Here is a 24,919-nt window from a genome sequence, read left to right as displayed (position 1 = left end):
TGGTGACGATCCTCACCGGTCCGCGATGTCCGTGCTGAAGGAGAGGGAAATGGGCGGCATTGCGGTGGTTCTAGCTGCCTGGCGGGGCACATGCTAGGGGAGTAGAGCCCTAACCCTTCAACAATACATCGATAACTCGTCATCTTAGCGCAAGCTGGGCTCTCGTGGGGCTGGGTCGTGCTCTCTCGCCTGAGATCCCAGCTTGCGCTGGGATGACGGAAGATTACCCGCCAAACACCGCCGCCGTAGCCGCCATCGCGCCATCCTGCGTCAGGTCGTAATGCAGCGGGGTCACAGTCACATAACCCTCCGCGATCGCCGCCAGATCGCTTCCTTCCGGAACCGCGTCGCTCTTGCCGAGGCCAAACCAGTAATAGTGGTAGCCGCGCGGATCGGTGCCCTCGATGATCTTCGTGCGGTCGACATCATGAAAGCCTTGCCGCACCACCCGGACGCCCTTCACCGCTTCTGGAGCGAGCGCCGGGAAGTTCACGTTGAACAGCAGCCTTGGGCTGGCGGGCATTTCGATCAGCGGCCGCAGCACCCGCTCACCCCATGCTCGCGCCGCCGCGAAGGGAACCGCGTCATCCATGCCTTCCCGCTCATAGACCTGGCTCAACGCGATCGACTTGATGCCGGAAATCGCCCCCTCCATCGCGGCGGAAACGGTGCCGGAATAGGTCACGTCCTCCGCCAGATTGGCGCCGCGATTGACGCCCGACAGCACCAGGTCGGGCTTTGCATCCTTCATCAGATGCCCCACCGCCATCATCACCGCATCGGTCGGCGTGCCGGTGACGCTATAATGCTTCTCGCCATGCTCCCGGATGCGCAGCGGCCGCGTCAGCGTCAGGCTGTGCCCCGCACCGGACTGCTCCTCGCTGGGCGCAACGATCCAGATGTCGTCGGAAATCGCCCGCGCAATCTCCTCCAGCACCTTGAGGCCCGGAGCATGAACTCCATCGTCATTGGTGAGCAGGATGCGCATGAATTTCCCTGACTTCCGTTTGCTTCGAGCTTAAAAACCCTGCGCACCCGTTCCGACAAGCTCGAACCGAACGGGAAGGGGGGAAATCAGGCGGGCGTGAGAACCGTCAAACCGCCCATATAGGGCGCCAGCACCTCCGGCACGACGACGCTGCCATCCTCCTGCTGGTAATTTTCCAGCACCGCCACCAGCGTCCGGCCGACCGCCAGGCCCGACCCGTTCAGCGTATGCAGGAAGCGCGTCTGCTTCTCCCCTTCGGGCTTGAAGCGCGCGTTCATCCGCCGCGCCTGAAAGTCGCCGCAGTTGGAAACGGAACTGATCTCGCGGTAGGTCTGCTGGCTGGGCAGCCAGACTTCCAGGTCCCAGGTCTTGCGCGCGCCGAAACCCATGTCGCCGGTGCAGAGCAGCATCTTGCGATAAGGCAGCCCCAGCGCCTGCAACACGCCCTCGGCGGCCGCGCACATGCGCTCATGCTCGGCCTCCGACTCCTCGGGCTTGCAGATCGCGACCAACTCGACCTTCTCGAACTGATGCTGCCGGATGAACCCGCGCGTGTCGCGGCCGGCCGATCCTGCTTCCGAGCGGAAACAAGGCGTCAGCGCCGTCAGCCGCAGCGGCAGGCTCTCGACCGGCACGATCTGCTCGCGCACCAGATTGGTGAGGCTGACTTCCGCCGTCGGGATCAGCCACCGCCCGTCGGTCGTGCGGAACAGGTCCTCGGCAAACTTCGGCAACTGCCCCGTGCCGAACAGCGCCTCATCGCGCACCAGCAGGGGCGGGTTGACCTCCTCATAGCCATTCTCGCCCGACTGGCGGTCCAGCATATATTGCGCCAGCGCGCGATGCAGCCGCGCCATCTGCCCGCGTAGCGCCGTGAACCGCGCGCCCGAAAGCGCCGCGCCCCCCTCGAAATCCAGCCCCAGAGCCGGTCCGAAATCGGCATGATCCTGCGGCGTGAAGCTGAATTCGCGCGGCTCGCCCCAGCGTGCCACTTCGACATTGCCCGCTTCATCTTCGCCGAGCGGCACGTCGTCGGCGGGAAGATTCGGGATCGCCGCCAGCTTCGCCGCCAGCGCCTCGCCGACCTCGCGGTCCTCTGCCTCCAGAGCCGGCATGCTCTCCTTGAGTGCCGCCACTTCGGTCTTCAGTGCCTCGGCCGTCTCCATGTCCTTCTGCGCCATGGCCTGGCCGATCGCCTTGCTCGCCTCGTTTCGGCGGGCCTGGCCCTGCTGGAGCTGCGTCTTGATCGCCCGGCTGCGCTCATCGAGCGCCAGCAGTTCCGCGCTGAGCGGCTCAAGCCCGCGACGGGCAAGGCCGGCGTCGAAAGCTGCGGGATTTTCGCGAAGGAAACGAATGTCGTGCATGGGCCAGCCCTATGCCGTTCCGGGCGCAGCCGCGCAAGGCGCTGCCTCACGATATCCGGCCGACGCCTCCCCCCGGACGCATCGGCCGGATCGCCCCGCTTAAGTCCGGATCACCGGGATCGGTTCGGCTGCGCCTTCTTCCGCGGCCTTGTTGCGTGCGAAACGCTTGCGCGCCAGCAGGGCGGCGGCGCCGGCACCGAACAGCAGCACCATCGGCGGTGCCGGCACATCGGTGGGCGGCGGCGGCGGATGATGGTCCCCGCCCGAGGAGCTTGAAGAACTGCTCGACGTCGAGGAACTGGTCGAGGTGGAGGAGGAGGTGGACGACGAGGTCGACGAACTCGTCGAGCTGGAGGTGGACGAACTGCTCGTCACATTGCCGCTGGAGGTCGAGACATTCCCGCTCGACGTCGACACATTACCGCTCGACGTCGAGACACCGCCGGTGGAGGTCGATACCCCCCCGGTGGAGGTGGAAGTGGACACGCCGCCGGTGGAGGTCGACACGCCCCCTGTAGTCGAACTGGTGGAACTCGTGATCCCGCCGGTCGAACTGCTGGTGGAGGAGATGACGACCGATCCTCCGCTCGATCCCCCGCCGCTGCCGCCGAAGAAGCCGCCTACGAAACCGCCCCCGCCAAAGCCGGGGCCACCCGCCATCACGATCGGCCCCCCACCGCCACCGCCGGACATGACCGGCATTTCGGCCGGCATCGGCGCGGGGAGGGGAACGGGTGCCGCCTGGCTGGTCACCGTCACCGTCTGCGGCGCGCAGGACACGGTCTTCACCACCCGGCGCTTGACCGTCTGCACCGCATAGCGTTTGCGCGGAGCGGCCTTGGTGCTCTTGGTGCTGTGGACCACCGCCGGCCGCGCGCTCTCGGCGACATGGACGGCGCCGCCGCCGATGATCGCTCCCCCGCAAGCGCAGGCGCATAATTTAGCGAGTGCCATTCGTACCGACATAGGTTCCACTCTTGATGTCTTGCCTGCGCCCCTTTCCCGAATTCGGTGCCAGCGGGAAAGGAGCGGCGGCCATTGCGTAAGATTAAAAACGCAAAAGAAAGCGTTAACTTCAATGGCGTTAACCCTGAATGTCGCCACCAAGTCGAGATAATTTATAACTAAAGTCAAATGATCATGGTTAACGTCCCATTGTGATACGATCCGCCGCCCCGCTGTTTATGCGCTTGCCTCATTTCTTTTCGGAGATTGAAGCAGGGCGGACTCGCCGCATTTCCGTTCATCGTCTGTATCGCTACCCCGTGCGATATCGCCCGCTTTCGATTGGGCGCTTGTGTCGGCCTTCGCCGCTGGCTATTAGGCGCCGTCAATCACAAGTCACGGATACCCCGGCACTTTGAGCACCGGGGATCATGCGAGTCGGAGAGCCAGATGGCATCGGTCCTGAATTCCGATAAAGACGGCCACACCCCGCCCAAGTCGGCCGTAACACTACCCCCCGACTATCGTCCCTCGGCAGACGAAGAGTTCATGAACCCCCTGCAGCTTGAATATTTCCGGCAGCGTCTGTGGGACTGGAAGAAGCAGATATTGGCGGAGGCCGAAGGGACGCTCGCCGTGCTGCAGAACGAACCGCTGCGCGAGCCCGACCTCAACGACCGCGCGTCGAGCGAGACGGACTGGTCGATCGAACTGCGCACCCGCGACCGCCAGCGCAAGCTGATCTCCAAGATCGATGCCGCGCTCCGCCGCATCGACGAGGGTGAATATGGCTATTGCGAAGTGACCGGCGAGCCCATTTCGCTGGGCCGTCTGGAGGCTCGCCCGATCGCGACCATGACCGTCGAGGCGCAGGAGCGGCACGAGCGTCAGGAAAAAGTCTCCCGCGACGATTAACCTTTTCTCCATCCCGCCTTGGCACGTTCACTGCAAAATCAGTCGATTGTGCAAGGCGTTGTTGATGGATGACTATCAGGAAAGCTCCTCTCGCGGGCCGGCCCGTTCCGGCCCACGGGACAGCCTGTTCCTTTTGACCAGCCTGTCCTCGGTGGAAGGAACGCCGCTCGGCCGCGCTCGCGTGCGCAACCTGTCCGCGACCGGGCTGATGGCCGATTGCGAACGCGCGGTGCCATCAGGTGTTCGGGTCAGCTTCGCCCTGCGTGGGGTCGGTCAGGTGGAAGGTGTCGTTGTCTGGTCGCGGGAGGACCGCATCGGCATTGCCTTCGATGAGCGGATCGATCCGCAACTCGCGCGCCGTCCGGTGTCGGCCGGCGATTCGCGCCCGTCCCTGCCGGACTATCTGCGCCAGCACCGCCTAGTCCGTTAAGTCCGTTATCCTAGAAAAAACAAGCCCCGCGCCGTAAGGAATCCGGGGCTTTCGTGGTTCATGCAGGCTGGCCTCCATCCACGCCGCCTGCCTGAAAAGGGAACAGGCCGGGTCAGCGGCGTCCACCGCTGACCCATAGCCTTTCCCATAGGCGTCACCGGGTCAGTGTTGCGCCTCCATTTCCTCTTTCAAACGCAGCTTCTGCTTCTTGAGCGAGGCGACAAGGATCGCGTCGGGCAACGGCCGACTCGTCTCTGCCTTAATTCGAGCCTCGAGCCCGGCATGCTTGGCTGAAAGAGCTGAAATGTGGCTATTTTCCATGACATTCTCCTTACGAGGGCGATGGATGAGGGAGTAAATCACGATTCGGGTGTCATGTCTTCGCCCGTGTCGGGCTTTGCGACGGGCCGTCCCCAAATTTGCGATGGTTCGATCCCGTTGGGCGGGCTATCAAGGCCTTGGGGGCAAGATGATGAGCGTGAAAGTAGGTGTGCGGTGAGCCGGGAAGACATCATGCGTCGGCTGGAGCTGTTGCGAGTCGAGCATCGCGACCTCGATAGCGCGATCGCCGCGCTGGTCGGTTCCGGTTCGAGCGACCAGATGCAGGTCGCCCGTCTCAAGAAGCGCAAACTGCGCTTGCGCGACGAGATGACGATGCTGGAGGATGCACTGGTTCCCGACATCATCGCCTGAGTGGAAAGAAAGTTCGGCACAGGGCCGCCGCCACGCCCCTGAATGGGACAATTCGGGGTTAACACCGGGGATCGGGCCTGACATTCCGGCCGCTTTATGTCACACAGGCCGCATGTATCCCGTCCTCACTCCTGATCCTGGTCTTCACACCCGGCTGGTCGATGGCCTCTATGTCGAAGCCATGGTCATGGCGGATGAGGCACGCGCCTATTTCGACGTGCGGGAAGCGGCCGACCTGGAGATGGAGGACCCGATCCGGCGCGTCTCCTTCGCATGCGAATCGCTGAAGGTCACGACCCGCCTCATGCACATCATCGCCTGGCTGCTCAGCCAGCGCGCATGGCAGCGGGGCGAGATCAGCGCGGATGAGCTGAGCAACGACAAATATCGGCTCGGCCACGCCGCCGGAACGGACCCGGCCATCGCCTCGACCTTCCCGTTCGCCGCCCGCGCGCTGATAGAGGCGAGCCAGGATCTTTACGACCGGGTCGCCCGGCTGCAGGATCGCATGGGCGTTCCCAGGAGCCAGCCGACCGCCAGCCCGGCCCGCGCTCTGCTGGATCGGCTCAACACCGCCTTCTGATCGGCCGGCCGCCGCTTCGGGGCTGGTCATTTGCCTGATATCTGGTCTAGATCAGCCATATGAACACCGGTTTGCGGAACAGCCGCCGCACTTCAGGCATGCCGCAAGCTGCTCGCCTCTTCCTTGCGCCGCTGCTTCTGCTCGCGCCCGTGGTTTATGCGCAAACCGTGCCGCCGGCTGAGGCCGCGCCCGATCAGGACAGTCCGCTCGATCCTATGCCCGATATCGGCGTCGATTGGCCCGATATGGGCCAGCCCGATGACGTCGCCCTGCTGCCACGCGATCCGGCCGCCGAGGCCGCGCCGCTCCCCGCTGAGAATCCGGTCGAAGCGGTCGATGCGGCACCAGCGGAGGAAGATATCGCCACCTTCGCCGACACCGGTGAGGAGCGCCGCTACACGCTGCGCCTGGCCGGCCTTGACGGTATCGCCGACGCGCAGTTCAACAGCCGCTTCAACGAACTGTCGGTCCTTCATCTTGGCGAGGGGAAGCCCGCGAACCTTGCCCAGATCAACCGCCGCATCAAGGAAGACAGCGAATTGCTCGACCGCCTGCTACGCGCCAAGGGCTATTATGCCGCCCGCGTGCGCAGCAGCGTCGCTGCACCCCCGCCGGGGAGCGACCGCCTTGCCGTCACTTTCGATATCGCGCCTGGCACCCGCTACCTCCTTTCGTCGGTCGATATCGAAGGCTTGGCCTCCACCGGCGAGCGGGAACCCCGGCTCCGCGCCGCCTTCCCTGTCGAGGCTGGCGATCCGGTCGAGGCCGATGCGATCCTCGCCGGCCGGGACGCCTTGACCCTCGCGCTTGCCGAAAATGGCTTTCCCTTCGGCAAGGTGGAGGAGCCGGAAGTCCGCATCGACCATGAGGAGCGGAAGGGCGATCTCGACATCATCGTCGCGCCCGGCGCCTATCGGACCTTCGGTCAGATCCGCATGAAGGACGAGGCGTTGTTCAGCGCGCGCCATGTCCAGCGGATCGCCCGCTTCGAACCGGGCGACACCTATATGGCGTCGGATGTGGAGGATTTGCGGCAGGCGCTGGTGGCGACGGGCCTCGTCTCCTCGCTGACGCTGACGCCCGTGGATGCGGGCGATGGCGAGCATGTCGATCTTGCCATAGAGGCGCGCCCTGCGCCGCTGCGCACCATCGCCGGGGAACTGGGCTATGGCACGGGCGAAGGCTATCGCGCGGAGGTCAGCTGGCAGCATCGCAATCTCTTCCCGCCCGAAGGCGCGGTCACGCTGCGCGGCGTGATCGGTACGCAGGAACAAACCGCCTCCTTCACCTATCGCCGCAACAATTTTCGGGAGCGGGACCATGTGCTGACCGGCCTGCTGTCGGTCAGCAACATCAAGCGCGATGCCTATGACGCGCGTACCATCACGCTGGCGGGCGCGCTGGAGCGGCAGACCAACATCCTCTTCCAGAAGAAATGGGTGTGGCGCATCGGCGCCGAACTGATCGCGTCGGACGAAGCGGACGCTTTCAGCGGCGGCAGCCGCCGCACATTCCTGATCGGCGCCGTTCCGCTCAGCCTCACCTATGACGGCAGCGACGACTTGCTCAATCCGACGAAGGGCTTTCGCCTCGGCGGCCGCATCAGCCCTGAACTCTCGTTCCAGAACAGCAGTTTCGGCTATGCCCGGGTGCAGCTGGACGGCAGCATCTATCAACCGGTGAGCGACCGCATCGTCATCGCGGCGCGCAGCCGCTTCGGCACGATACTCGGTTCGACGGTCGATCGTATCGCTCCTTCACGGCGATTTTACGCAGGCGGCGGCGCGTCGGTGCGCGGCTATGGCTATCAGGCGATCGGTCCGCGCTACGGCCCGGACGATAAGCCCGTGGGCGGCAAGAGCTTGGCCGAATTTTCGCTCGAATCCCGCATCCGCTTCGGCAATTTCGGCGTCGTGCCCTTCGTCGATGCCGGCAATATCTCCACGACCTTCCTGCCGCGCTTCAGGGATCTTCGCATCGGCGCCGGGCTTGGGCTGCGTTATTACAGCAGCTTCGGCCCGATCCGCATCGATGTCGGAACCCCGCTCAATCCCCAGCCGGGTGATCCGAAGGTCGCCGTCTATGTCTCGCTGGGTCAGGCCTTTTGATGGACGAAGGCCAGCCCGAAGCCGCCACGCCGCCGCCACGCCGCCGCAGGAAATTCGCGCGGTGGGAGCGTTGGCTGGCGGGTTTCGTGGCGCTGCTTCTGCTGATCATGGCGGCGGCGCTGGTATGGCTCGACACGGCCCCCGGCCACCGCTTCCTTGTGTCGCGCATCGTGCGGATCAGCCCGCCATCGGGCCTGCGCATCCATGTCGATCGCATAGAAGGCAGCATCTATCACAAGGCTGTCCTCTATGGCCTCACTTTGTCGGATCCGAAGGGCAGCTTCCTCGACGCGCCGCGCGTGGAGCTTCAATGGTGGCCCTTCGCCTGGCTCTCCAACCGGCTCGACATCGACCGGCTCGTCATTCCGCAGGCGACCCTGCACAAGCTGCCCAAGCTCAACCCCAGCGAGCGGGAAGGGCCGATCCTGCCGGGCTTCGATATCCGCCTTATGGAGTTTTCGGTCGGCCGTCTCATCATCGATCGGGGCGTGACGGGCAAGGTGCAGCAGGCCACGCTTTCAGGCGACGCTGACATTCGCGGAGGGCGCGCGATCATTGATCTGTCCGCCCGGGTGCTGAATGGCGAGGACGCGCTGAACATCGCGCTCGATAGCAGGCCCGACGATAACAGGTTCGACCTCGACGTCACCGTCAATGCGCCGAATGGCGGCGTGCTCGCGCTGATGGCCGGGCTCAAGCAGGACGCCAATCTGCGCATTCGGGGCAAGGGCAGCTGGACCCGCTGGGACGGGCGGCTCGCTGGCACGCTCAGCAGTGAACCGGCGATCGACCTGAAGCTTGCCGCGCGCAGCGGCGCCTACACCGCGACCGGCACGATTGAGGGTGCGGCTCTGGCGGGGCAGGGGCTCGCCAAGCGCCTCTTCTCGCCACGCCTCGCCGTTACCGCGAGCGGATCGCTGACCAACCGGGTGATCGACGGCAAGCTTGCCCTGCGCTCCGCCGCGATCGACCTGAACGCGGATGGCGCCATCGACCTGCGCAACAACGCGCTCGACAATATGCTGGTCGATGTGAAGCTTGCCCGGCCGCAGGCTCTGCTCAAGAATATGCGCGGCCGCGACGTGGCCGCGCGGGTTCGGCTCGACGGGCCGCTCGCCGGTTTCGGCTACGAATATCTTCTGACCGCCAAACAACTGGCCTTCAGCAAGACCGTCATCCGCGAGGTGCGCGCCGATGGCAAGGGATGGAAGGCACGGGGCGGCCCTGCCATCATTCCCATTCGTTTGCGCGCCCGCAGCCTTGAGGGCCATGGCGACCTCATCGCCGGCATCATCCGCAATTTCCAGCTCGACGGCACGCTCCAGCTGAAGGACCAGCAGATCGTCAGCAATCCGATGGCGGTGCGGTCGGACAAGCTGCGTGGCCGGCTCATCATGCTCGCGAACCTGAGAACCGGGCGATATGATTTCGGCCTGGACGGGCAGATCAACGGCCTGGCCATTCGCGGCCTCGGGATCGTCGATCTGTCGTCCAAACTGCGCGCGGTTCCCGGACCCAAGGGCGCCTTCACGCTCAGCGGCCATGCGGTCGCACGGATGCGGCGGCTCGACAACAGCTTCCTGCGGTCCCTGGGCGGCGGCCTTCCCGTCGTGCGCAGCGGCCTGTCGCTAGGCCCCGACGGGCAGCTCCACTTCACCGATCTTCGCCTTGAAGCGCCCCATATCGGGCTCAATGCCACGGGCTATCGCCGCCGCGACGGCAGCTTCCATTTCGAAGGAACCGGCCAGCACAAAAGCTACGGCCCGCTCCGCCTCGTGCTCGATGGCAAGATCGAAAAGCCGACGATCGATCTCGTCCTGCAAAGTCCGCTGAAAGCGCTGGGCGTCACCAATATGCACGCGCATCTGATCCCCGATGCGAGTGGCTACAGCTTTACGGCCGAGGGCGGATCGACCCTCGGTGCCTTCAAGGGTGACGGCGCCATCCTCCTGCCCCCCGGCGGGCAGGCGGTGGTCCGCATCGCGCGGGTCACGGCGTCCGGCGTCACCGCCAGCGGCGACCTGCGCCCGGTCGAGGGCGGCTTGGATGGGCAGCTGGCGGTCAGCGGCCCGCTCAGCGGCACCATCGGCTTCGCGCCGGTCCGGGGCGTTCAGCAACTCGTCCTGAAGCTCGACGCCACCGACGCTAGCTTCGATGGCCCCACCGTCATCGGGGTTCGCCGGGGCAAGCTCGACGCGACGATCCTGCTCGATCCCGCCGGCACATCCGTCAACGCCACCGTGCAGGCGCGAGGCCTGCGCGTCGGCGGCATCCTGCTTGGCCGTCTTGCCGCCAACGCCGAACTCGTGGACGGCAGCGGCAAGGTGCGCGCCAGCCTGTCGGGCCAGCGTGGCCGCTTGTTCGACCTGCAAGGCGAGGCGCTGCTGGATCCCGACCGCATCCGCCTCTCGGCCAGCGGCACCATCGACAAGCGCCCCATCCGTCTGACCCGCGCCGCGCTATTCACCCGGACCGAGGGCGGCTGGCGCCTCTCTCCCGTGACGATCAGCTATGCCGGCGGTTCGCTGCAACTGGGCGGAGAATTGAGCGGCCAGACCACCAGCATAGAGGCGCGGATGCAGAAGCTGCCGCTCTCGCTGCTCGATATCGCCTCCGACAATCTCGGGCTTGGCGGCACGGCGACGGGCTCGCTCAGCTATGTCCAGACGCGCGGGGCCATGCCCACCGGCAAGGCGGAGCTGCGGGTGCGCGGCCTCTCGCGCTCCGGCCTGTCGCTCAGTTCCCGCCCCGTCGATGCCGGGGTCAATGCCGTGCTGACGCAGGACCGCCTCGCCACCCGCATGACCTTCCTCGCGGATGGGCAGACGATCGGCCGCGCCCAGGCGCTGCTGACCCCGCTCGGGACGGAGGGGAGCCTCGTAGAGCGGCTGAACCGCGCGCGCCTCTTCGCGCAGCTGCGCTTCCGCGGCACGGCGGACACGCTCTGGCGGCTGACAGGCGTGGAGATCGTCGACATCTCCGGCCCGGTCGGCGTCACTGCCGACGCGCGCGGCACGCTCGGCAATCCGGTTATCAGCGGATCGCTCGCCACCGGCGGCGCAGCCATCAACAGCCCCGTCACCGGCATGCGCCTGCACGGCGTCAGGGCGCGCGGCCGCTTCTCCGGCGCGCAGCTTGTCATGACGGACTTCAGCGCCACCGCGCATAATGGCGGCACCGTCACCGGCACCGGCAGCTTCACCTTCAACGGCATCGCCGGGGTTGGCATGGACCTTCGCCTCCAGGCCGAAAACGCCGCCTTGTTGGAGCGCGACGACATCGCCGCCGCAGTGACCGGCCCTATCACCCTCACGTCCACCGGCGTCGGCGGCACCATTGCCGGCGACCTGACGCTCAACCGGAGCCGCTTCACCCTGGGACGCGCTGCCGCAGTCGCGCAGATCCCCGAACTCAAGGTGGTGGAGATCAACCGCCGCGGTGAGGAGATCGAACGGCCCCGCGCCAGCACGCCCTGGGCGCTCGCGATCAAGGCACGCGCCCGCAACCGCCTGATGGTCACCGGCCTCGGCATCGAGAGCGAGTGGCGCGCCAATCTCGACATTGGCGGCACCGTCGCCAGCCCTGCGATCGGCGGCACGGCGGACCTTGTGCGCGGCACCTACGACTTTGCCGGCCGCCGCTTCGACCTCAAGGAAGGCAAGATCCAGTTCGACGGCCGCACGCCGGTCAACCCCATGCTCGACATTGATGCGGAGGCCGACGTCAACGACCTTACCGCCACCATCCATGTCGGCGGCACCGGCCTCAAGCCCGTCATCAGCTTCACCAGCATCCCCGCGCTGCCGCAGGAAGAGCTGCTCTCGCGTATCCTTTTCGGCACCTCGATCACCAACCTCTCGGCGCCCGAAGCGATCCAGCTCGCCTCCGCCGTCGGCTCCTTGCAGGGGGAGGGCGGGCTCGATCCCATCAACGCGGTGCGCAAGGCGGCGGGCCTCGACCGACTGCGGATCATCGCCGCCGATCCGACGCAGGGACAGGGGACCTCGATCGCGGCGGGCAAATATCTCACCCGCAAGACCTATGTGGAGCTGATCACCGACGGGCAGGGCTATTCCGCGACCCGCATCGAATATCAGGTCACGCGCTGGCTTTCGCTGCTGGGTGCGATCTCGACCCTGGGCCGGCAAAGCGCCAATGTGCGCGTCTCCAAGGATTATTGATCCTTTCCCCTTTACGGTCGAACCGCGCCCGCAATCAGACAGACCGAGCGGAACAGTGGCAAGTTTGCCACAGATTCAGCCGTTTATCTGACGTTCATGCAACTTCCCGGGGCGCCGCGACTTGAGCCTCTCACCCCTCGCCAAAGGGGACGAGTGGAAAAGTAGATTGGAGTATCCGCATGAAGAAGATCATGGTCGCAACGCTTCTGGCCGGCAGCGCGGTCGCCAGCCCGGCCCTGGCGCAGGACGTAGGTCCCACCTTCACCGGCCCTCGGGTCGAGGCGATCCTGGGCTATGACCATACCGGCGCAGGCAGCACGGTCGATAACGACAATGACCGCGACGATCAGAAGATCGACGGCCTCCTCTATGGCGTGGGCGCGGGCTATGACGTCAATCTTGGCAGCGCGGTCGTCGGCGTCGAGGGCGAGTTCACGGATTCGACCGCCAAGAGCAGCCGCAGCAACCTAACCACCGATTTCGGTTTCGGCCGCGTGAAGCAGGGCCGCGACCTCTATATCGGCGCGCGCGCCGGTATCCTCGCCAGCCCCAATACGCTGGTCTATGTGAAGGGCGGCTATACCAATACGAAGCTCGACGTGCTCGCCGGCACGACCAATCAGGAAACCGACACCTCCTTCAAGCTGGACGGGTGGCGTGTGGGCGGGGGCGTGGAACGTGCCCTCACCTCCAACAGCTTCGCCAAGGTCGAATATCGCTACTCCAAATATGATAGTGGGCACATCACCTTCGATGACGGCACCACCAGCAGCGAATTCAACGTCGATACCGATCGGCATCAGGTCGTTGCCAGCGTCGGGTGGCGCTTCTGACCCAACGGAAAAGGGCCGGCGAGAACCGGCCCTTTTTCTTGTCCTTATAAGCACCCCGGGCTCCTGCTTTAAGGAGCACCACTTATCCACGCCCCAATCCTAGAGCGTCGCCTCGATCTCCCGCGCCGCCATATCGGGATGTTCGGCCAGACTGATTGGCCGCCCAACCACCAGGATGGAGGCACCCCGGTCCAGCGCTTCCCTTGGCGTCACCGCCCGCTTCTGGTCGGCCATTGCGCCGCCTGCGGGCCGCACGCCCGGCACCACGAAGAAGCCGTCCGGCCATGCCCTCTTCGCCAGAGCCACTTCCTCGCCCGAACAGACGATCCCGTCCAGCCCGGCGCTCCGTGCCAGATCGGCGAGCCGCGCCACCTGATCCTCTGCCTTGCCGCCTACACCGATGTCCAGCAGGTCGCCATTGTCCAGGCTGGTAAGGACGGTCACCGCCACCACCTTCGTCTTGACGCCCGCCGCCGCCTTCGCATCCTCCAGCATGGCGCGGCCGCCTGCGGCATGGACGGTCAGGATCGCCGGCTCCAGCACATGGAGCGACTGCACCGCCTTGGCGACAGTATTGGGAATGTCGTGCAGCTTGAGGTCGAGGAAGATCGGCAGCCCGAACTTCATCATCTCATGCACGCCGTGATGACCATTGGCGCAGAAGAATTCGAGGCCCAGCTTCAGCCCGCCCACATGATGGCGCACCCGCGTGGCAAGCTCCTGCGCCTTGGAAAGATCCGGCGTGTCGATCGCGACATAGATGGGGCTGCTCATGCTGATCCTGTGGCAGAAAGGGAAGGGGAAGGCGTAGTCGTCGGCTCGGCCGGCAAGGCGGCGGAAGAGGCCGGCGCGCTCGGCGTGACGGTTGCCGCCACCAGGGCCCGCTCGGCATTTTCCAGCTTGCGCTTCATCCGCCAGCGCGTTGCCCGTGCCATGATCCAGAAAGGCAGCGCGCCCAGAAGATAGGCAAGCAGCATTGGAAACCAGATTTTGGTACTCCAGATGATGTCGCCCCAAATCTTGATATCGACCGGCCGATTATTCGCCTTGAAGAACAAGGCGGCGGCGACGGCGATGACGACCCACCAGGCAGTCCGCAGAAATTGCATCAACGCTCCTATAGCTGTTGAATGATCCAGCTTAGGCGATTTTGCCGCAGATCGAAAGCGCCTCGTCGCATGACGCTTTGGCTATGCCCCTCATTCCGTCGCTTTCGACTCGTCTTCAGCCCACCATATCCTGCAACTCGCGTCCCTTCCTCCGGTCACCGACCCCGGAACTCACGTCCATTCTCGCGCATTTTCCCCGAGCAAGAAGGAGGCGACACATGGCCGCTCGCGCATATTGGCAAGGTCAGATCAGGCTGGCGCTGGTGTCCATTCCAGTGGAAATCTATTCTGCCACCAAGTCGGGCGCCCAGATCGCCTTCCACCAGATCCACCAGCCCAGCGGCAAACGAGTGCGCTATGAAAAGGTCGTTCCGGGCCTTGGTCCGGTGAAGCCGGAGGATATAGTCAAGGGTTTTGAGGTTTCTAAGGGCGACTATGTCCTGCTCGACCCCGACGAGATCGAGGCGGTCAAGCTGGAGAGCAAGAAGACCCTCGAACTCACCCAGTTCGTCGATGCCAGCGAGATCGACGTGCTCTATTATGAGCGCCCCTATTATGTCGTCCCGGCCGACGATCTGGCGGAGGAAGCCTTCATCGTTTTGCGGGAAGCCCTTCGCCGCACGAAGAAGGTCGGCCTGGGCCAACTGGCGATGCGGGGCCGCGAATATATCGTCTCGCTGAAGCCCTGCGGTCGCGGCATGATCCTGGAAACCCTCCGCTACGCCGACGAGGTAAACCGCGCCCAAAGCTATTTCCGTGAGATCGAGGATGCCCAGCCCGACACCGAACTGCTCGACCTCGCCGAGGCGCTGATCGAGAAGAAGTCCGCGCCCTTCAAGCCCGACAGCTTCCACGACCGCTATGTCGATGCGCTCGAACGGCTGATAGAGAAGAAGAAAAAGGCCAAGGGCCGCCGCATTATCGAGGATAAGGATGAGGCCCCGGCCAGCCGCGGCAGCAATGTCATCGACCTAATGGCCGCGCTCAAAAAATCCGTCGGGTCCGCGCCGCAGAAGGACACGGCTGCGCCCAAGAAGGAGCCAGCGCGAAAGACGCCTGCGCGAAAAACACCTGCCAAGGCGCCCGCCAAGACGACCAGCCGCAAGCGCGCCTGATCCATGGCCGAGGCAGACTCCCTCTCGACCTACAACCGCAAACGCGACTTCACACGCACGCGAGAGCCGGCAGGCAAGCTTGGCCGCAAGCAGGGCAACAGCTTCATCGTCCAGAAACATGACGCCAGCCGGCTGCATTATGACTTCCGCCTCGAAATGGACGGCGTCCTCAAGAGCTGGGCCGTCACCCGAGGGCCGAGCCTCGATCCTGCCGACAAGCGCCTTGCGGTGCGGACCGAAGATCATCCCCTGTCTTATGCGACCTTCGAAAGCACCATCCCCAAGGGCGAATATGGCGGCGGCACCGTGATGCTTTGGGACGAGGGCACATGGGAACCCATTCCTGGCAAGAGCGCCAAGGATCTGGAGAAAGGCCATCTCCACTTCATCCTCCATGGCAAGCGGATGAAGGGCGAATGGCTGCTCATTCGTCTGAAACCGCGCGGCAGGGAGAAGGGGGAGAACTGGCTGCTCCGCAAGATCGATGACGGTCATGCCGGCAGCGCGGAGGATCTGACCGGCCGCGAACTCACCAGCATCAAGAGCGGCCGGACCATGGCAGAAATCGCTACCAACGCGCCTGCTGTTTCGCTGAAGGGAAAGCGCGGCAAAGCCTTCGACGCCGCGATGAAGGAGGCGGATCAGACGTCCCGTCCGAAGCCGAGCGCCAAACGCAAGGCGCTGAAGCCGCCGCCTTTCCGGCAGCCGCAACTTGCGACCCTCGTGGACTCCGCGCCGACCGGCACTGGCTGGTTCCATGAGATCAAATATGACGGCTATCGCTGCCTGCTGGCGGCGTCGGGCGGGGACGTCAAAATCTACACCCGCTCGGGGCTGGACTGGACGGAACGCTTCGCACCGATCGCTGCCGAGGCCGCACAGCTGAACCTGCCCGCGGCTCTCATCGATGGAGAGATCGTCGCCCTCGACACGAAGGGCAATCCCGACTTTTCGACCCTCCAGCGGACCCTCAAGGGAGAAGGCGATGCTAAGCTTCATCTCTTCACTTTCGATCTGCTCGAACTGGAAGGCAGCGACCTCACCCTGCAACCCAACATCGCGCGCAAGGAGCAGTTGTCCGCGCTGATCGGGGATGGCTCGGCGCATATCCACCTGGCGGATCATGTCGTCGGCGCTGGCGAAAAGCTGTTCGCCGCCATGTGTGATGCGGGGCAGGAGGGGATCATCTGCAAGCGCGCCGACGCCCCCTATCGCGGCATGCGCTCCAAAAACTGGCTGAAGGTCAAATGCACCCGCCGGCAGGAGTTCGTCATCGTCGGCTGGACCCCCAGCAGCACCAGCGGCCGCGCTATCCGCAACCTGCTGCTCGCGCAAAATGGAGCGGACGGGCTCATTTATGCGGGCAAGGTGGGCACCGGCTTCAACGCGCAAAACACCGCGACCCTGTTGGCCTCGCTCCAGAAGCGCGCCCGCAAGAATGCGCCGCTCACCGTTCCGCACAGCGAGAGCCGTGGCGCGCGCTGGGTCCGCCCCGACCTGGTCGCCGAGATCGCCTTTGCCGAATTCACCAGCGACAATGTCGTCCGCCACGCCAGCTTCCTTGGCCTGCGCGAGGATAAGGCGGCCAAGGACGTCAGCCCCGAGAAGCCCATGCCCGCACCCGAAATTCATTCCGACGTCACGATCAGCAACCCCGACCGCCTGATCTTCCCCGAAGCCAAGGTGACCAAAGGCCAGCTTGCCGACTATTATGCCGCCATGGCAACCGTCATGCTGCCATGGGTCGCCAATCGTCCGATCAGCCTTGTCCGCTGCCCACAAGGCCGCGCGAAGAAATGCTTTTTCCAGAAGCATGACAGCGGCAGCTTCGGCGATCATGTCAAACATGTGCCCATCCGCGAGAAGGATGGGAATGAGGAGGACTATCTCTACATCGATGATACCGACGGCCTGATTGCCTGCGTGCAGATGGGCGCGATCGAGTTTCACGGCTGGGGATCGCGCGTCGAGGACGTCGAAAAGGCCGATCGACTGGTGATCGATCTCGATCCCGACGTCGGCCTTGACTTTGAAGATGTGAAGCGCGCCGCCCGCGACATCCGCCGCACGCTGGAGGATATCGGCCTCACCAGCTTCCCGATGCTGTCGGGCGGGAAGGGCGTTCATGTCGTGGTACCCCTGACCCCGCAAGCGGAATGGCCGCAGGTCAAGGATTTCGCCGACCGCTTCGCGCGCGCGCTGGCAGCGGCTGAGCCGGAGCGCTTCACCGCCACGATGAGCAAGGCCAAGCGCAAGGGCCGCATCTTCATCGACTGGCTCCGCAATCAACGCGGGGCGACGGCCGTCCTGCCCTATGTGGTGCGGGCGCGGGAAAATGCGCCGGTTGCCGCGCCGGTAAGCTGGGAAGAACTGGACGATGTCGAGAGCGCCGGCATGTTCACCGTCAAGGATGCGGCGCTTCTCATCGAGCGCGCGTCCTCCCGCGATCTGCGCGGCTGGGGGGAGGCGCGCCAGACGCTGCCGGATTACTGAGCCGTCTTTTCTGTCGTGCGACTTTGAGGCATAGCGGTTTGACCATGACAAAGCCTGACGAAGACGCGCCTATCGACGGCGCCGCACCCGCCGCCCCGGATCAGAAGAACCTCGCTGCCGCTGCCCGCAACTCGGCCGGCAAGTCCGTCTGGACGGGCGCTGCTGTCGGCATCGGTTCCGCCGCTATTGTCGCGGCGCTGCTTTACGCCAACAGGAAGAGTCGCTGAGCCACACGCCATGGCAAAAAAATGAGGCGGCATGGCCTTCGCTCCATGCCGCCTCAAGAGATGCGACCCGTTGTGGGCTCTATTCCCGTCCTTCGCGACGGGGGAAGGCGTCTATACTGCGCCGCCACTCAAATAGGTGATCAATTCCGGCTTGCTGACGGAGACGCTCTTGTCCGCATCAGCCGTGGCGAAGGCGCCGTCGGCCCAGGCACTCACCTCGGCCGGCGCGAGAGTCGTGCCCGCGGCCTTCATCTCCTGACCCTTCAGCGCCACCATCCAGCGCGAAAATTCCGCCTTGTCGAGTTGGCCGTCATTATTCTGGTCATAGGCAGGGAACTCACTCTCCACGATGGAGGCGACCGCATCCCCCGTCGCTGCCGGCTTCTGCGCCTCGGCCGGCGGGGACTGCCCAGGAGTAGCCGCCGTCTGCGCGACAGCAGGAGCAGTCAAGCCAAGAGCCGCAGTGCAAAGAAGAGCGCGGATCATCAGTATCTCCTCACGAAATTCCGACGAACCCGCTGAGCTCATTCGGCAACTGTCTCAGTAGAATAGCCTCTGCGCAGCCAATGTTCCTGACATTTTGTTCATATTGTTCCGTTCGTCTTGCGATTTCGGTCTATTCATCGACCAATGCTGCCGATTTTGGGACGAAGGGCTCTGCCTATCGGTGTCAGTTCCAGCGGCGATGTCCCGATTTGCTCCGCCAAGGCCGGGCTGCTAGGCGCGCCAGCATCGTCACTCACACAAGCAGGATTCGCTTCATGGTCCCCCGCTACGCCCGCCCGCAAATGACCGCCCTTTGGGAGCCGGAAGCGCGCTTCCGAATCTGGTTCGAGATTGAGGCGCACGCGACTGAAAAGCTGGGCGAACTGGGCGTGGTGCCCGAATCGGCTGCTAAGGCGCTCTGGGATTGGTGGGCGACCAATCCTGCGATCGACGTCCCCGCGATCGACGCGATCGAAGCGGTCACCAAGCATGACGTCATCGCGTTCTTGACCTGGGTGGCTGAGCAGGTCGGCGACGAAGCCCGCTTCATGCACCAGGGCATGACGTCCAGTGACGTGCTCGACACCTGCCTTGCCGTGCAGCTCAGCCGCGCGGCGGACCTGTTGATCGAGGATCTCGACAAGCTGCTCGAAGTCATCAAGCGCCGCGCCTTCGAACATAAGCTGACCCCGACGATCGGCCGCAGCCACGGTATCCACGCGGAGCCGGTGACTTTCGGCCTCAAAATGGCCGAAGCTTATGCGGAATTCAGCCGCTGCCGCGCCCGCCTTGTCGCGGCGCGCGAGGAAGTCGCCACCTGCGCGATCTCCGGAGCCGTTGGCACCTTCGCCAACATCGACCCGCGCGTCGAGGAGCATGTCGCGCAGAAGCTGGGCCTCGCCATCGAATCGGTTTCGACGCAGGTCATCCCCCGCGACCGTCACGCGATGTTCTTCGCGACGCTGGGCGTCATCGCCTCCTCGATCGAGCGGCTCGCTGTCGAAGTCCGCCACCTCCAGCGCACCGAAGTGCTCGAAGCGGAGGAATATTTCTCGCCCGGCCAGAAGGGCAGCTCCGCCATGCCGCATAAGCGCAATCCGGTGCTGACCGAAAATCTCACCGGTCTCGCACGCATGGTGCGCAGCTATGCGCTGCCCGCGATGGAGAATGTAGCGCTCTGGCATGAGCGTGACATCTCGCACTCGTCGGTCGAGCGCTATATCGGCCCCGACGCCACCATCACGCTCGATTTCGCGCTCGGCCGCCTCACCGGCGTCATCGACAAGCTGCTCGTCTATCCTGAGCGGATGATGAAGAATCTCGACAAGATGGGCGGCCTAGTCCACTCGCAGCGCGTGCTGCTGGCGCTGACGCAGGCGGGTGTCAGCCGTGAGGACAGCTATCGTTACGTTCAGCGCAACGCGATGAAGGTGTGGGAGTCCGACGGCCAGCTGTCGCTGATGGAATTGCTGAAGGCCGATCCGGACGTGTCTGCCGCGCTCACCGCCGAGCAGATCGAGGAAAAGTTCAACCTCGATTATCATTTCCGTCAGGTCGATACGATCTTCGCCCGGGTTTTCGGGGAGTAAGGCTGCGGCGGTAATCAGCGGGGACCACGCCAACGGCGCAATGGAAGTTGTCGGCCGTCAGACTGTCGCCGGACCAGCTCATAATCGAGCAGCAGACGGTCGGGCGAGCCACCGGCTTCACCCTCGCGGCCTTTGATCTGCTTCACCGGCAGTTCGACCGCGGCGCGCGCCATCGCGCTGACCGGCTGGCGGATCGTCGTCAGCTCCGGCCAGATAGCGGTGGCGAGCAACGTATCGTCGAAGCCGCACACGCTGATGTCGCTGGGCACCTCCAGCCCGCTCCGATGAGCGGCAGCGACCGCCGCCGCCGCCATGTCGTCATTGCTGGCGAAAATGGCGCTCGGCCGCTCAGCAAGCGGGAGCAGGCGCTCCGCCGCGCTGAGGCCGGAGCGATAGGTGAAATCGCCCTGCGTCACGAGCGCGGGATCGGCCGCGATGCCTGCGTCCTTCAGCGCATGCCTGTAGCCTTCCAAGCGGCGTTCGCTGGCGCTCAGGCCGGGATCGCCCTTGATGAAACCGATCTGCCAATGGCCAAGCGCGATCAGATGGCGGGTCATGGTGAGCGCGGCGGCCCGATCATCGATGCTGACCGCGGACATCTCGGCCGACGCTTCCCCCGTCGCGACCCCGACGGCGAGGATGCCGGCGCCCGTTAGCGCGCGCTGCATCCCCTGATTGTCGCAGAGCGGTGGCGGCAGGATGACGCCGTTGATCCTGCTACGCAGCAGATGCTTGACCCAACTGTCTACCGCGCTTTCCCCGTCCCATTTCTCGACCACCAGATCGACGCCGCTGCGGCTCGCCTGATCCACGCTGTCGACGAGGAATTCGCTGAGATAAGAAGCGGAAGGGTTGCTGTGCAGCAGGGCGATGCGTGTTTCCTCCCCTCCCGCCAGACTTCGTGCGGCCGCGCTCGGCGAATAGTCCAGCGCTGCGATCGCCCGCTCCACCTTCTCCCGGGTCTGCGCGCGAACCACGCTTTCGCCGTTGATCACGCGGGAGACGGTCATCGGTGAGACGCCCGCCTTCAACGCGACATCGTTGATGGTGCGCGCGTTGCGCTGCCTCCTCTTGGTTCGGTTCATGCGGCGCGGATGCTCGCGCGCGGGTGAGAAGGAGGGCAGGACAGGCCGTAAATGGTAGCGGCATCCACGCATGTTCATGAAGCAATTTATTTGCCGTTCCGGTTGAGCGCACCCAAATAAGGGATGCCGGCAGTGCCGGCGTGCGTTCGTCAAGGCGAGGTGCATGACAAAGCCGGTCCCTTTCGCTCAATTCGCTCCGCCGATCCGACAGCCATCGCCGCTCCGCGGGGCCATCACGGAGGCTTATCGGCGGGGCGAGGCCGAGTGTCTGCGGCCGCTGCTCGAAACGGCCGGCGTGGAGGATCGGACGCGGCTGGCGATCGCGCGGACCGCCCGCAAGCTCGTGGAGGCGCTGCGGGCTCATCGAAACGGCAGCGGCGTCGAAGCACTGGTGCAGGAATATGCGCTCTCCAGTCAGGAGGGGGTCGCGCTGATGTGCCTCGCCGAAGCGCTGCTGCGCATTCCCGACGAGCCGACGCGCGACGCGTTGATCCGCGACAAGATCGCCGATGGGGAATGGAGCCGCCATCTGGGCGGGGGCAGGTCGCTGTTCGTCAACGCTGCCACCTGGGGACTGGTGGTGACCGGCCGGCTGGTCGGCAGCGTCGATGACCGGGGCCTCGCTGCTGCCCTGACCCGGCTGATCGCACGCGTCGGTGAGCCCGTCATCCGGCGCGGTGTCGATCTGGCCATGCGCCTGCTGGGTGAGCAGTTCGTCACCGGCGAAACCATTGGCGAAGCGCTGAGGCGGTCGCGCAGCATGGAGGCGAAGGGCTTTCGTTACAGCTATGACATGCTGGGGGAGGGGGCTGCGACGGCGGCGGATGCGGCCCGCTATCATGCCGATTATGAGCAGGCCATCCATGCGATCGGCCGTGCCGCTGCCGGGCGGGGCGTCTATGCGGGGCCGGGTATCTCGATCAAGCTGTCGGCCCTGCATCCGCGCTATGGCCGGGCGCAAGCGGAGCGGGTGATGGCACAGCTGCTCCCGCGCCTGAAGCAACTGGCGCTCCTCGCGCGCAGCTATGACATCGGCCTCAATATCGACGCGGAGGAGGCCGACCGGCTGGAACTCTCGCTCGACCTGCTCGAAAGCCTCGCCCTCGATCCGGAGCTTGAAGGATGGAACGGGCTCGGTTTCGTCGTCCAGGCTTATGGCAAGCGCTGCCCCTTCGTGATCGACTGGCTGATCGACCTTGCCGAGCGCTCGGGCCGTCGGATCATGGTGCGTCTGGTCAAGGGTGCCTATTGGGACGCGGAGATAAAGCGCGCGCAGGTCGACGGGCTGCAGGACTTCCCCGTCTACACCCGCAAGCTGCATACCGACGTCGCCTATATCGCCTGCGCCCGCAAGCTGCTCGCCGCGACGGATCATGTCTTCCCGCAGTTCGCGACACATAATGCGCAGACATTGGCGACCATCTATCATCTTGCGGGGCCGGACTTCGCGGTCGGCCGATATGAGTTTCAATGCCTGCACGGCATGGGCGAGCCGCTTTATGAGCAGGTCGTCGGCAGCGATCATCTGGATCGGCCTTGCCGCATCTATGCGCCGGTGGGAACGCATGAGACGCTGCTCGCCTATCTTGTGCGGCGGCTGCTGGAAAATGGCGCGAACTCCTCCTTCGTTCATAGGATCGCGGATCCGTCAGTCCCCATAGACGATCTGATTGCCGACCCCGCCGAACAGGTGCGCGCCATGCCATGCCCCGGCGCGCGGAGCGAAGCGATCGCGCTGCCGGGCGAGCTTTACCCCGACCGGCGCAACTCCGAAGGCATTGACCTCAGCGATGAAGGGGCGCTGGCGGCTCTGACGGCCGCGTTGAGCGAGAGCGCGGCGCTCGACTGGAGGGCCGCAGCGGACGGCGGCGAAGGGACCAAGCGCGCGATCCTGAACCCCGCGGACCGGCGCGACCGGGTGGGAACAGCGATCGACCTTCCCCCAGCGCAAGCCGCCACCGCCGCCGGTCGGGCCGCTTCCGCGACATGGGGCGCACTCCCCGTCGCCAAGCGGGCGGCGGCACTGGAGCGAGCGGCCGACGCCATGCAGGCGCGCATGCCGATCCTGCTCGGCCTCATCATGCGGGAGGCGGGCAAGTCGCTTCCCAACGCCATCGCCGAAGTGCGGGAGGCGATCGATTTTCTGCGCTATTATGCGGCCCAGGCGCGGACGACTTTCGGATCCGCGCAGAAGCCGTTAGGGCCGATCGCCTGCATAAGCCCCTGGAATTTTCCGCTGGCGATCTTCACTGGCCAAGTTGCCGCAGCGCTCGTCGCGGGCAATCCGGTGCTCGCCAAGCCGGCCGAGGAAACACCGCTGATCGCTGCCGAGGCCATGCGTTTGCTGCATGACGCCGGGGTGCCGAGCGACGCGCTACAACTGCTGCCAGGTGACGGAGAACTCGGCGCGGCGCTGGTCGCAGCACCGGAGATTGCCGGCGTCATGTTCACAGGATCGACGGAGGTAGCGCGGCTGATCCAGCGCCAGCTCGCCTCCCGGCTTTCCCCCGATGGCCGGCCCATCCCGTTGATTGCGGAGACGGGCGGGCAGAATGCGATGATCGTGGATTCCTCCGCCTTGGCCGAGCAGGTGGTGGCCGATGTGATCGCCTCCGCCTTCGACAGCGCCGGGCAGCGCTGTTCGGCGCTGCGCGTCCTGTGCCTGCAGGAGGAGGTTGCCGAGCGGACCCTCGCGATGCTTGAAGGCGCGCTGGACGAGTTGCGGATCGGCAGGACCGACCGGCTCGCCGTGGATATAGGCCCGGTCATCACGGCCGAGGCGAAGGCCGGAATAGAAGCGCATATCGGTGCCATGCGCGCACTGGGCCGCAAGGTCGCGCGGAAGGCGCTGCCCGTCGAGGCAGAGCATGGCAGCTTCGTCGCGCCGACCATCATCGAAATCGCTGATGTCGCCGAACTGACACGGGAGGTGTTCGGGCCCGTGCTGCATGTGATCCGCTATCGCCGGGAGGCGCTCGACCGGCTGGTGGGTGCGATCAATGCGACGGGCTATGGCCTGACCTTTGGTCTGCACACGCGGCTGGACGATGTCGTCGCGCAGGTGACGGCACAGGCGGGCGCGGGAAATATCTATGTGAACCGCAACATGATCGGCGCCGTAGTCGGCGTTCAGCCTTTTGGCGGGAGAGGGCTCTCCGGCACCGGGCCCAAGGCAGGAGGACCGCTCTATCTGGGCCGTCTGGTCAGCACCCCGCCGCTGGCGCTGCCGCCTGCCGCCAGCGCCGACGCTGATCTCGTGCAATTTGCCGACTGGCTGGAGGCGCAAGGGGAAAGCGCGGCGGCGGCAGAGGCGCGCCGCTATGGTGAGGCATCGCCGCTCGGCGTCGAGCTGGAACTGCCCGGACCGGTTGGAGAGCGCAACCTTTATGCGCTTCACCCGCGCGGCCTGATCGGAATGCATGCGGTCACCAAGCGTGGCCTCTATTCCCAGATGGCCGCCGTGCTGGCGACGGGCAACACAGGTCGCGCCGAGGGCATCACTTTGCCCGACAACCTCCCGGCTGCCGTGGGGCTGCGGTTCGAGGCTGATGAGGATCCGCAAGCAGCGGCGCTGGTGCAGGGCGATGCGGCCGCCATCCTGACGGCAGCAGAGACACTGGCGCGGTTGCCTGGACCCATCGTACCCCTCCATGCCGCCGACGTCGAAGCAGGGCTGGCCTATCGCCCCGAATGGCTGCTTGAGGAGCGGACGATATCGATCAACACGACCGCAGCAGGCGGCAATGCCAGTCTGATGATGCTCGAATGAAAGAAA

The 24,919-nt window shown here is 65.0% G+C and carries 20 protein-coding genes; 13 read left to right on the top strand and 7 right to left on the bottom strand.

Annotated elements, in window-relative coordinates; genetic code table 11:
• Nucleotides 1-223: 223 nt before the first annotated feature.
• Both surE and serS read right to left on the bottom strand, forming a co-directional pair.
• Nucleotides 224-988: a 5'/3'-nucleotidase SurE gene (gene surE / locus L858_RS0109665; RefSeq protein WP_022682947.1), complete on the bottom strand. Its 765-nt coding sequence runs from the start codon at nt 986-988 to the stop codon at nt 224-226.
• Nucleotides 989-1,074: 86 nt separating this feature from the next.
• Entirely contained in the window at nt 1,075-2,352 is a 1,278-nt protein-coding gene (gene serS / locus L858_RS0109660) for a serine--tRNA ligase (protein ID WP_022682946.1), read from the bottom strand.
• A gap of 319 nt (nt 2,353-2,671) precedes the next feature.
• Between serS and L858_RS0109650 the strand changes: the two genes are divergently transcribed.
• The 3 genes from L858_RS0109650 to L858_RS0109640 all read left to right on the top strand — a co-directional run bounded on the left by L858_RS0109650 (nt 2,672) and on the right by L858_RS0109640 (nt 4,642).
• A complete protein-coding gene (locus L858_RS0109650; protein ID WP_238564949.1) occupies nt 2,672-3,172 on the top strand; it encodes a hypothetical protein in 501 nt (166 codons plus the stop codon).
• Between the two features lie 575 nt (nt 3,173-3,747).
• The gene (dksA, locus tag L858_RS0109645; protein WP_022682943.1) at nt 3,748-4,212 is read left to right on the top strand and encodes an RNA polymerase-binding protein DksA; all 465 of its coding nucleotides are present in this window, start codon (nt 3,748-3,750) and stop codon (nt 4,210-4,212) included.
• A 64-nt stretch (nt 4,213-4,276) separates the two neighbouring features.
• On the top strand, nt 4,277-4,642 hold the full coding sequence (locus tag L858_RS0109640) for a PilZ domain-containing protein (RefSeq protein WP_022682942.1): 366 nt from the start codon (nt 4,277-4,279) through the stop codon (nt 4,640-4,642).
• A gap of 162 nt (nt 4,643-4,804) precedes the next feature.
• Here the strand turns inward: L858_RS0109640 and L858_RS21265 are convergent, their stop codons facing one another.
• Nucleotides 4,805-4,963, bottom strand: a complete 159-nt coding sequence (locus L858_RS21265) for a YdcH family protein (RefSeq protein ID WP_022682941.1) — start codon at nt 4,961-4,963, stop codon at nt 4,805-4,807.
• Between the two features lie 192 nt (nt 4,964-5,155).
• Here L858_RS21265 and L858_RS0109630 point away from each other — a divergent pair, with 192 nt between their 5' ends.
• From L858_RS0109630 to L858_RS0109610, 5 genes are all read left to right on the top strand, one after another.
• Entirely contained in the window at nt 5,156-5,335 is a 180-nt protein-coding gene (locus tag L858_RS0109630) for a YdcH family protein (RefSeq protein ID WP_037504558.1), read from the top strand.
• Nucleotides 5,336-5,447: 112 nt separating this feature from the next.
• Nucleotides 5,448-5,918: a DUF1465 family protein gene (locus L858_RS0109625; RefSeq protein ID WP_022682940.1), complete on the top strand. Its 471-nt coding sequence runs from the start codon at nt 5,448-5,450 to the stop codon at nt 5,916-5,918.
• Between the two features lie 59 nt (nt 5,919-5,977).
• A complete protein-coding gene (locus L858_RS0109620; RefSeq protein ID WP_022682939.1) occupies nt 5,978-8,026 on the top strand; it encodes an autotransporter assembly complex protein TamA in 2,049 nt (682 codons plus the stop codon).
• Complete coding sequence (locus tag L858_RS0109615) at nt 8,026-12,207, top strand: translocation/assembly module TamB domain-containing protein (RefSeq protein WP_022682938.1); 4,182 nt, start codon at nt 8,026-8,028, stop codon at nt 12,205-12,207. The genes L858_RS0109620 and L858_RS0109615 overlap by 1 nt, the downstream gene beginning before the upstream one ends.
• 179 nt (nt 12,208-12,386) lie before the next feature.
• Nucleotides 12,387-13,040 (top strand): outer membrane protein, encoded by a 654-nt coding sequence (locus L858_RS0109610; protein WP_022682937.1) that lies wholly within the window; start codon nt 12,387-12,389, stop codon nt 13,038-13,040.
• A 99-nt stretch (nt 13,041-13,139) separates the two neighbouring features.
• On the opposite strand, the gene pyrF is transcribed toward L858_RS0109610, so the two are convergent.
• Nucleotides 13,140-13,814, bottom strand: a complete 675-nt coding sequence (pyrF, locus tag L858_RS0109605; protein ID WP_022682936.1) for an orotidine-5'-phosphate decarboxylase — start codon at nt 13,812-13,814, stop codon at nt 13,140-13,142.
• A complete protein-coding gene (locus tag L858_RS0109600; RefSeq protein WP_022682935.1) occupies nt 13,811-14,149 on the bottom strand; it encodes a hypothetical protein in 339 nt (112 codons plus the stop codon). The genes pyrF and L858_RS0109600 overlap by 4 nt, the downstream gene beginning before the upstream one ends.
• A gap of 218 nt (nt 14,150-14,367) precedes the next feature.
• On the opposite strand from L858_RS0109600, the gene ku reads away from it, so the two are divergent.
• Genes ku through L858_RS0109585 form a run of 3 tightly spaced genes read left to right on the top strand, consistent with a single transcriptional unit; the run spans nt 14,368 to nt 17,984 of the window.
• A complete protein-coding gene (gene ku, locus L858_RS0109595) occupies nt 14,368-15,264 on the top strand; it encodes a non-homologous end joining protein Ku (RefSeq protein ID WP_022682934.1) in 897 nt (298 codons plus the stop codon).
• 3 nt (nt 15,265-15,267) lie between these two features.
• Nucleotides 15,268-17,757, top strand: a complete 2,490-nt coding sequence (ligD, locus tag L858_RS0109590) for a DNA ligase D (protein ID WP_022682933.1) — start codon at nt 15,268-15,270, stop codon at nt 17,755-17,757.
• 44 nt (nt 17,758-17,801) lie between these two features.
• The gene (locus L858_RS0109585; protein ID WP_022682932.1) at nt 17,802-17,984 is read left to right on the top strand and encodes a hypothetical protein; all 183 of its coding nucleotides are present in this window, start codon (nt 17,802-17,804) and stop codon (nt 17,982-17,984) included.
• Nucleotides 17,985-18,095: 111 nt separating this feature from the next.
• Here L858_RS0109585 and L858_RS0109580 read toward each other — a convergent pair whose 3' ends face one another.
• On the bottom strand, nt 18,096-18,470 hold the full coding sequence (locus L858_RS0109580) for an EF-hand domain-containing protein (protein WP_022682931.1): 375 nt from the start codon (nt 18,468-18,470) through the stop codon (nt 18,096-18,098).
• A gap of 275 nt (nt 18,471-18,745) precedes the next feature.
• On the opposite strand from L858_RS0109580, the gene purB reads away from it, so the two are divergent.
• Nucleotides 18,746-20,059 carry an adenylosuccinate lyase gene (purB, locus tag L858_RS0109575; RefSeq protein ID WP_022682930.1) on the top strand — a complete coding sequence of 438 codons (1,314 nt, stop codon included), beginning with the start codon at nt 18,746-18,748 and terminating at the stop codon, nt 20,057-20,059.
• 14 nt (nt 20,060-20,073) lie between these two features.
• Here the strand turns inward: purB and L858_RS0109570 are convergent, their stop codons facing one another.
• Nucleotides 20,074-21,144 carry a LacI family DNA-binding transcriptional regulator gene (locus L858_RS0109570; RefSeq protein ID WP_022682929.1) on the bottom strand — a complete coding sequence of 357 codons (1,071 nt, stop codon included), beginning with the start codon at nt 21,142-21,144 and terminating at the stop codon, nt 20,074-20,076.
• 163 nt (nt 21,145-21,307) lie between these two features.
• Between L858_RS0109570 and putA the strand changes: the two genes are divergently transcribed.
• A complete protein-coding gene (putA, locus tag L858_RS0109565; RefSeq protein WP_022682928.1) occupies nt 21,308-24,913 on the top strand; it encodes a trifunctional transcriptional regulator/proline dehydrogenase/L-glutamate gamma-semialdehyde dehydrogenase in 3,606 nt (1,201 codons plus the stop codon).
• The last annotated feature ends 6 nt before the right edge of the window (nt 24,914-24,919 follow it).

The organism is Sphingobium bisphenolivorans, from assembly GCF_000412635.1.
GTDB lineage: Bacteria > Pseudomonadota > Alphaproteobacteria > Sphingomonadales > Sphingomonadaceae > Sphingobium > Sphingobium bisphenolivorans.
This window is presented reverse-complemented; position numbering and strand designations above follow the sequence as displayed.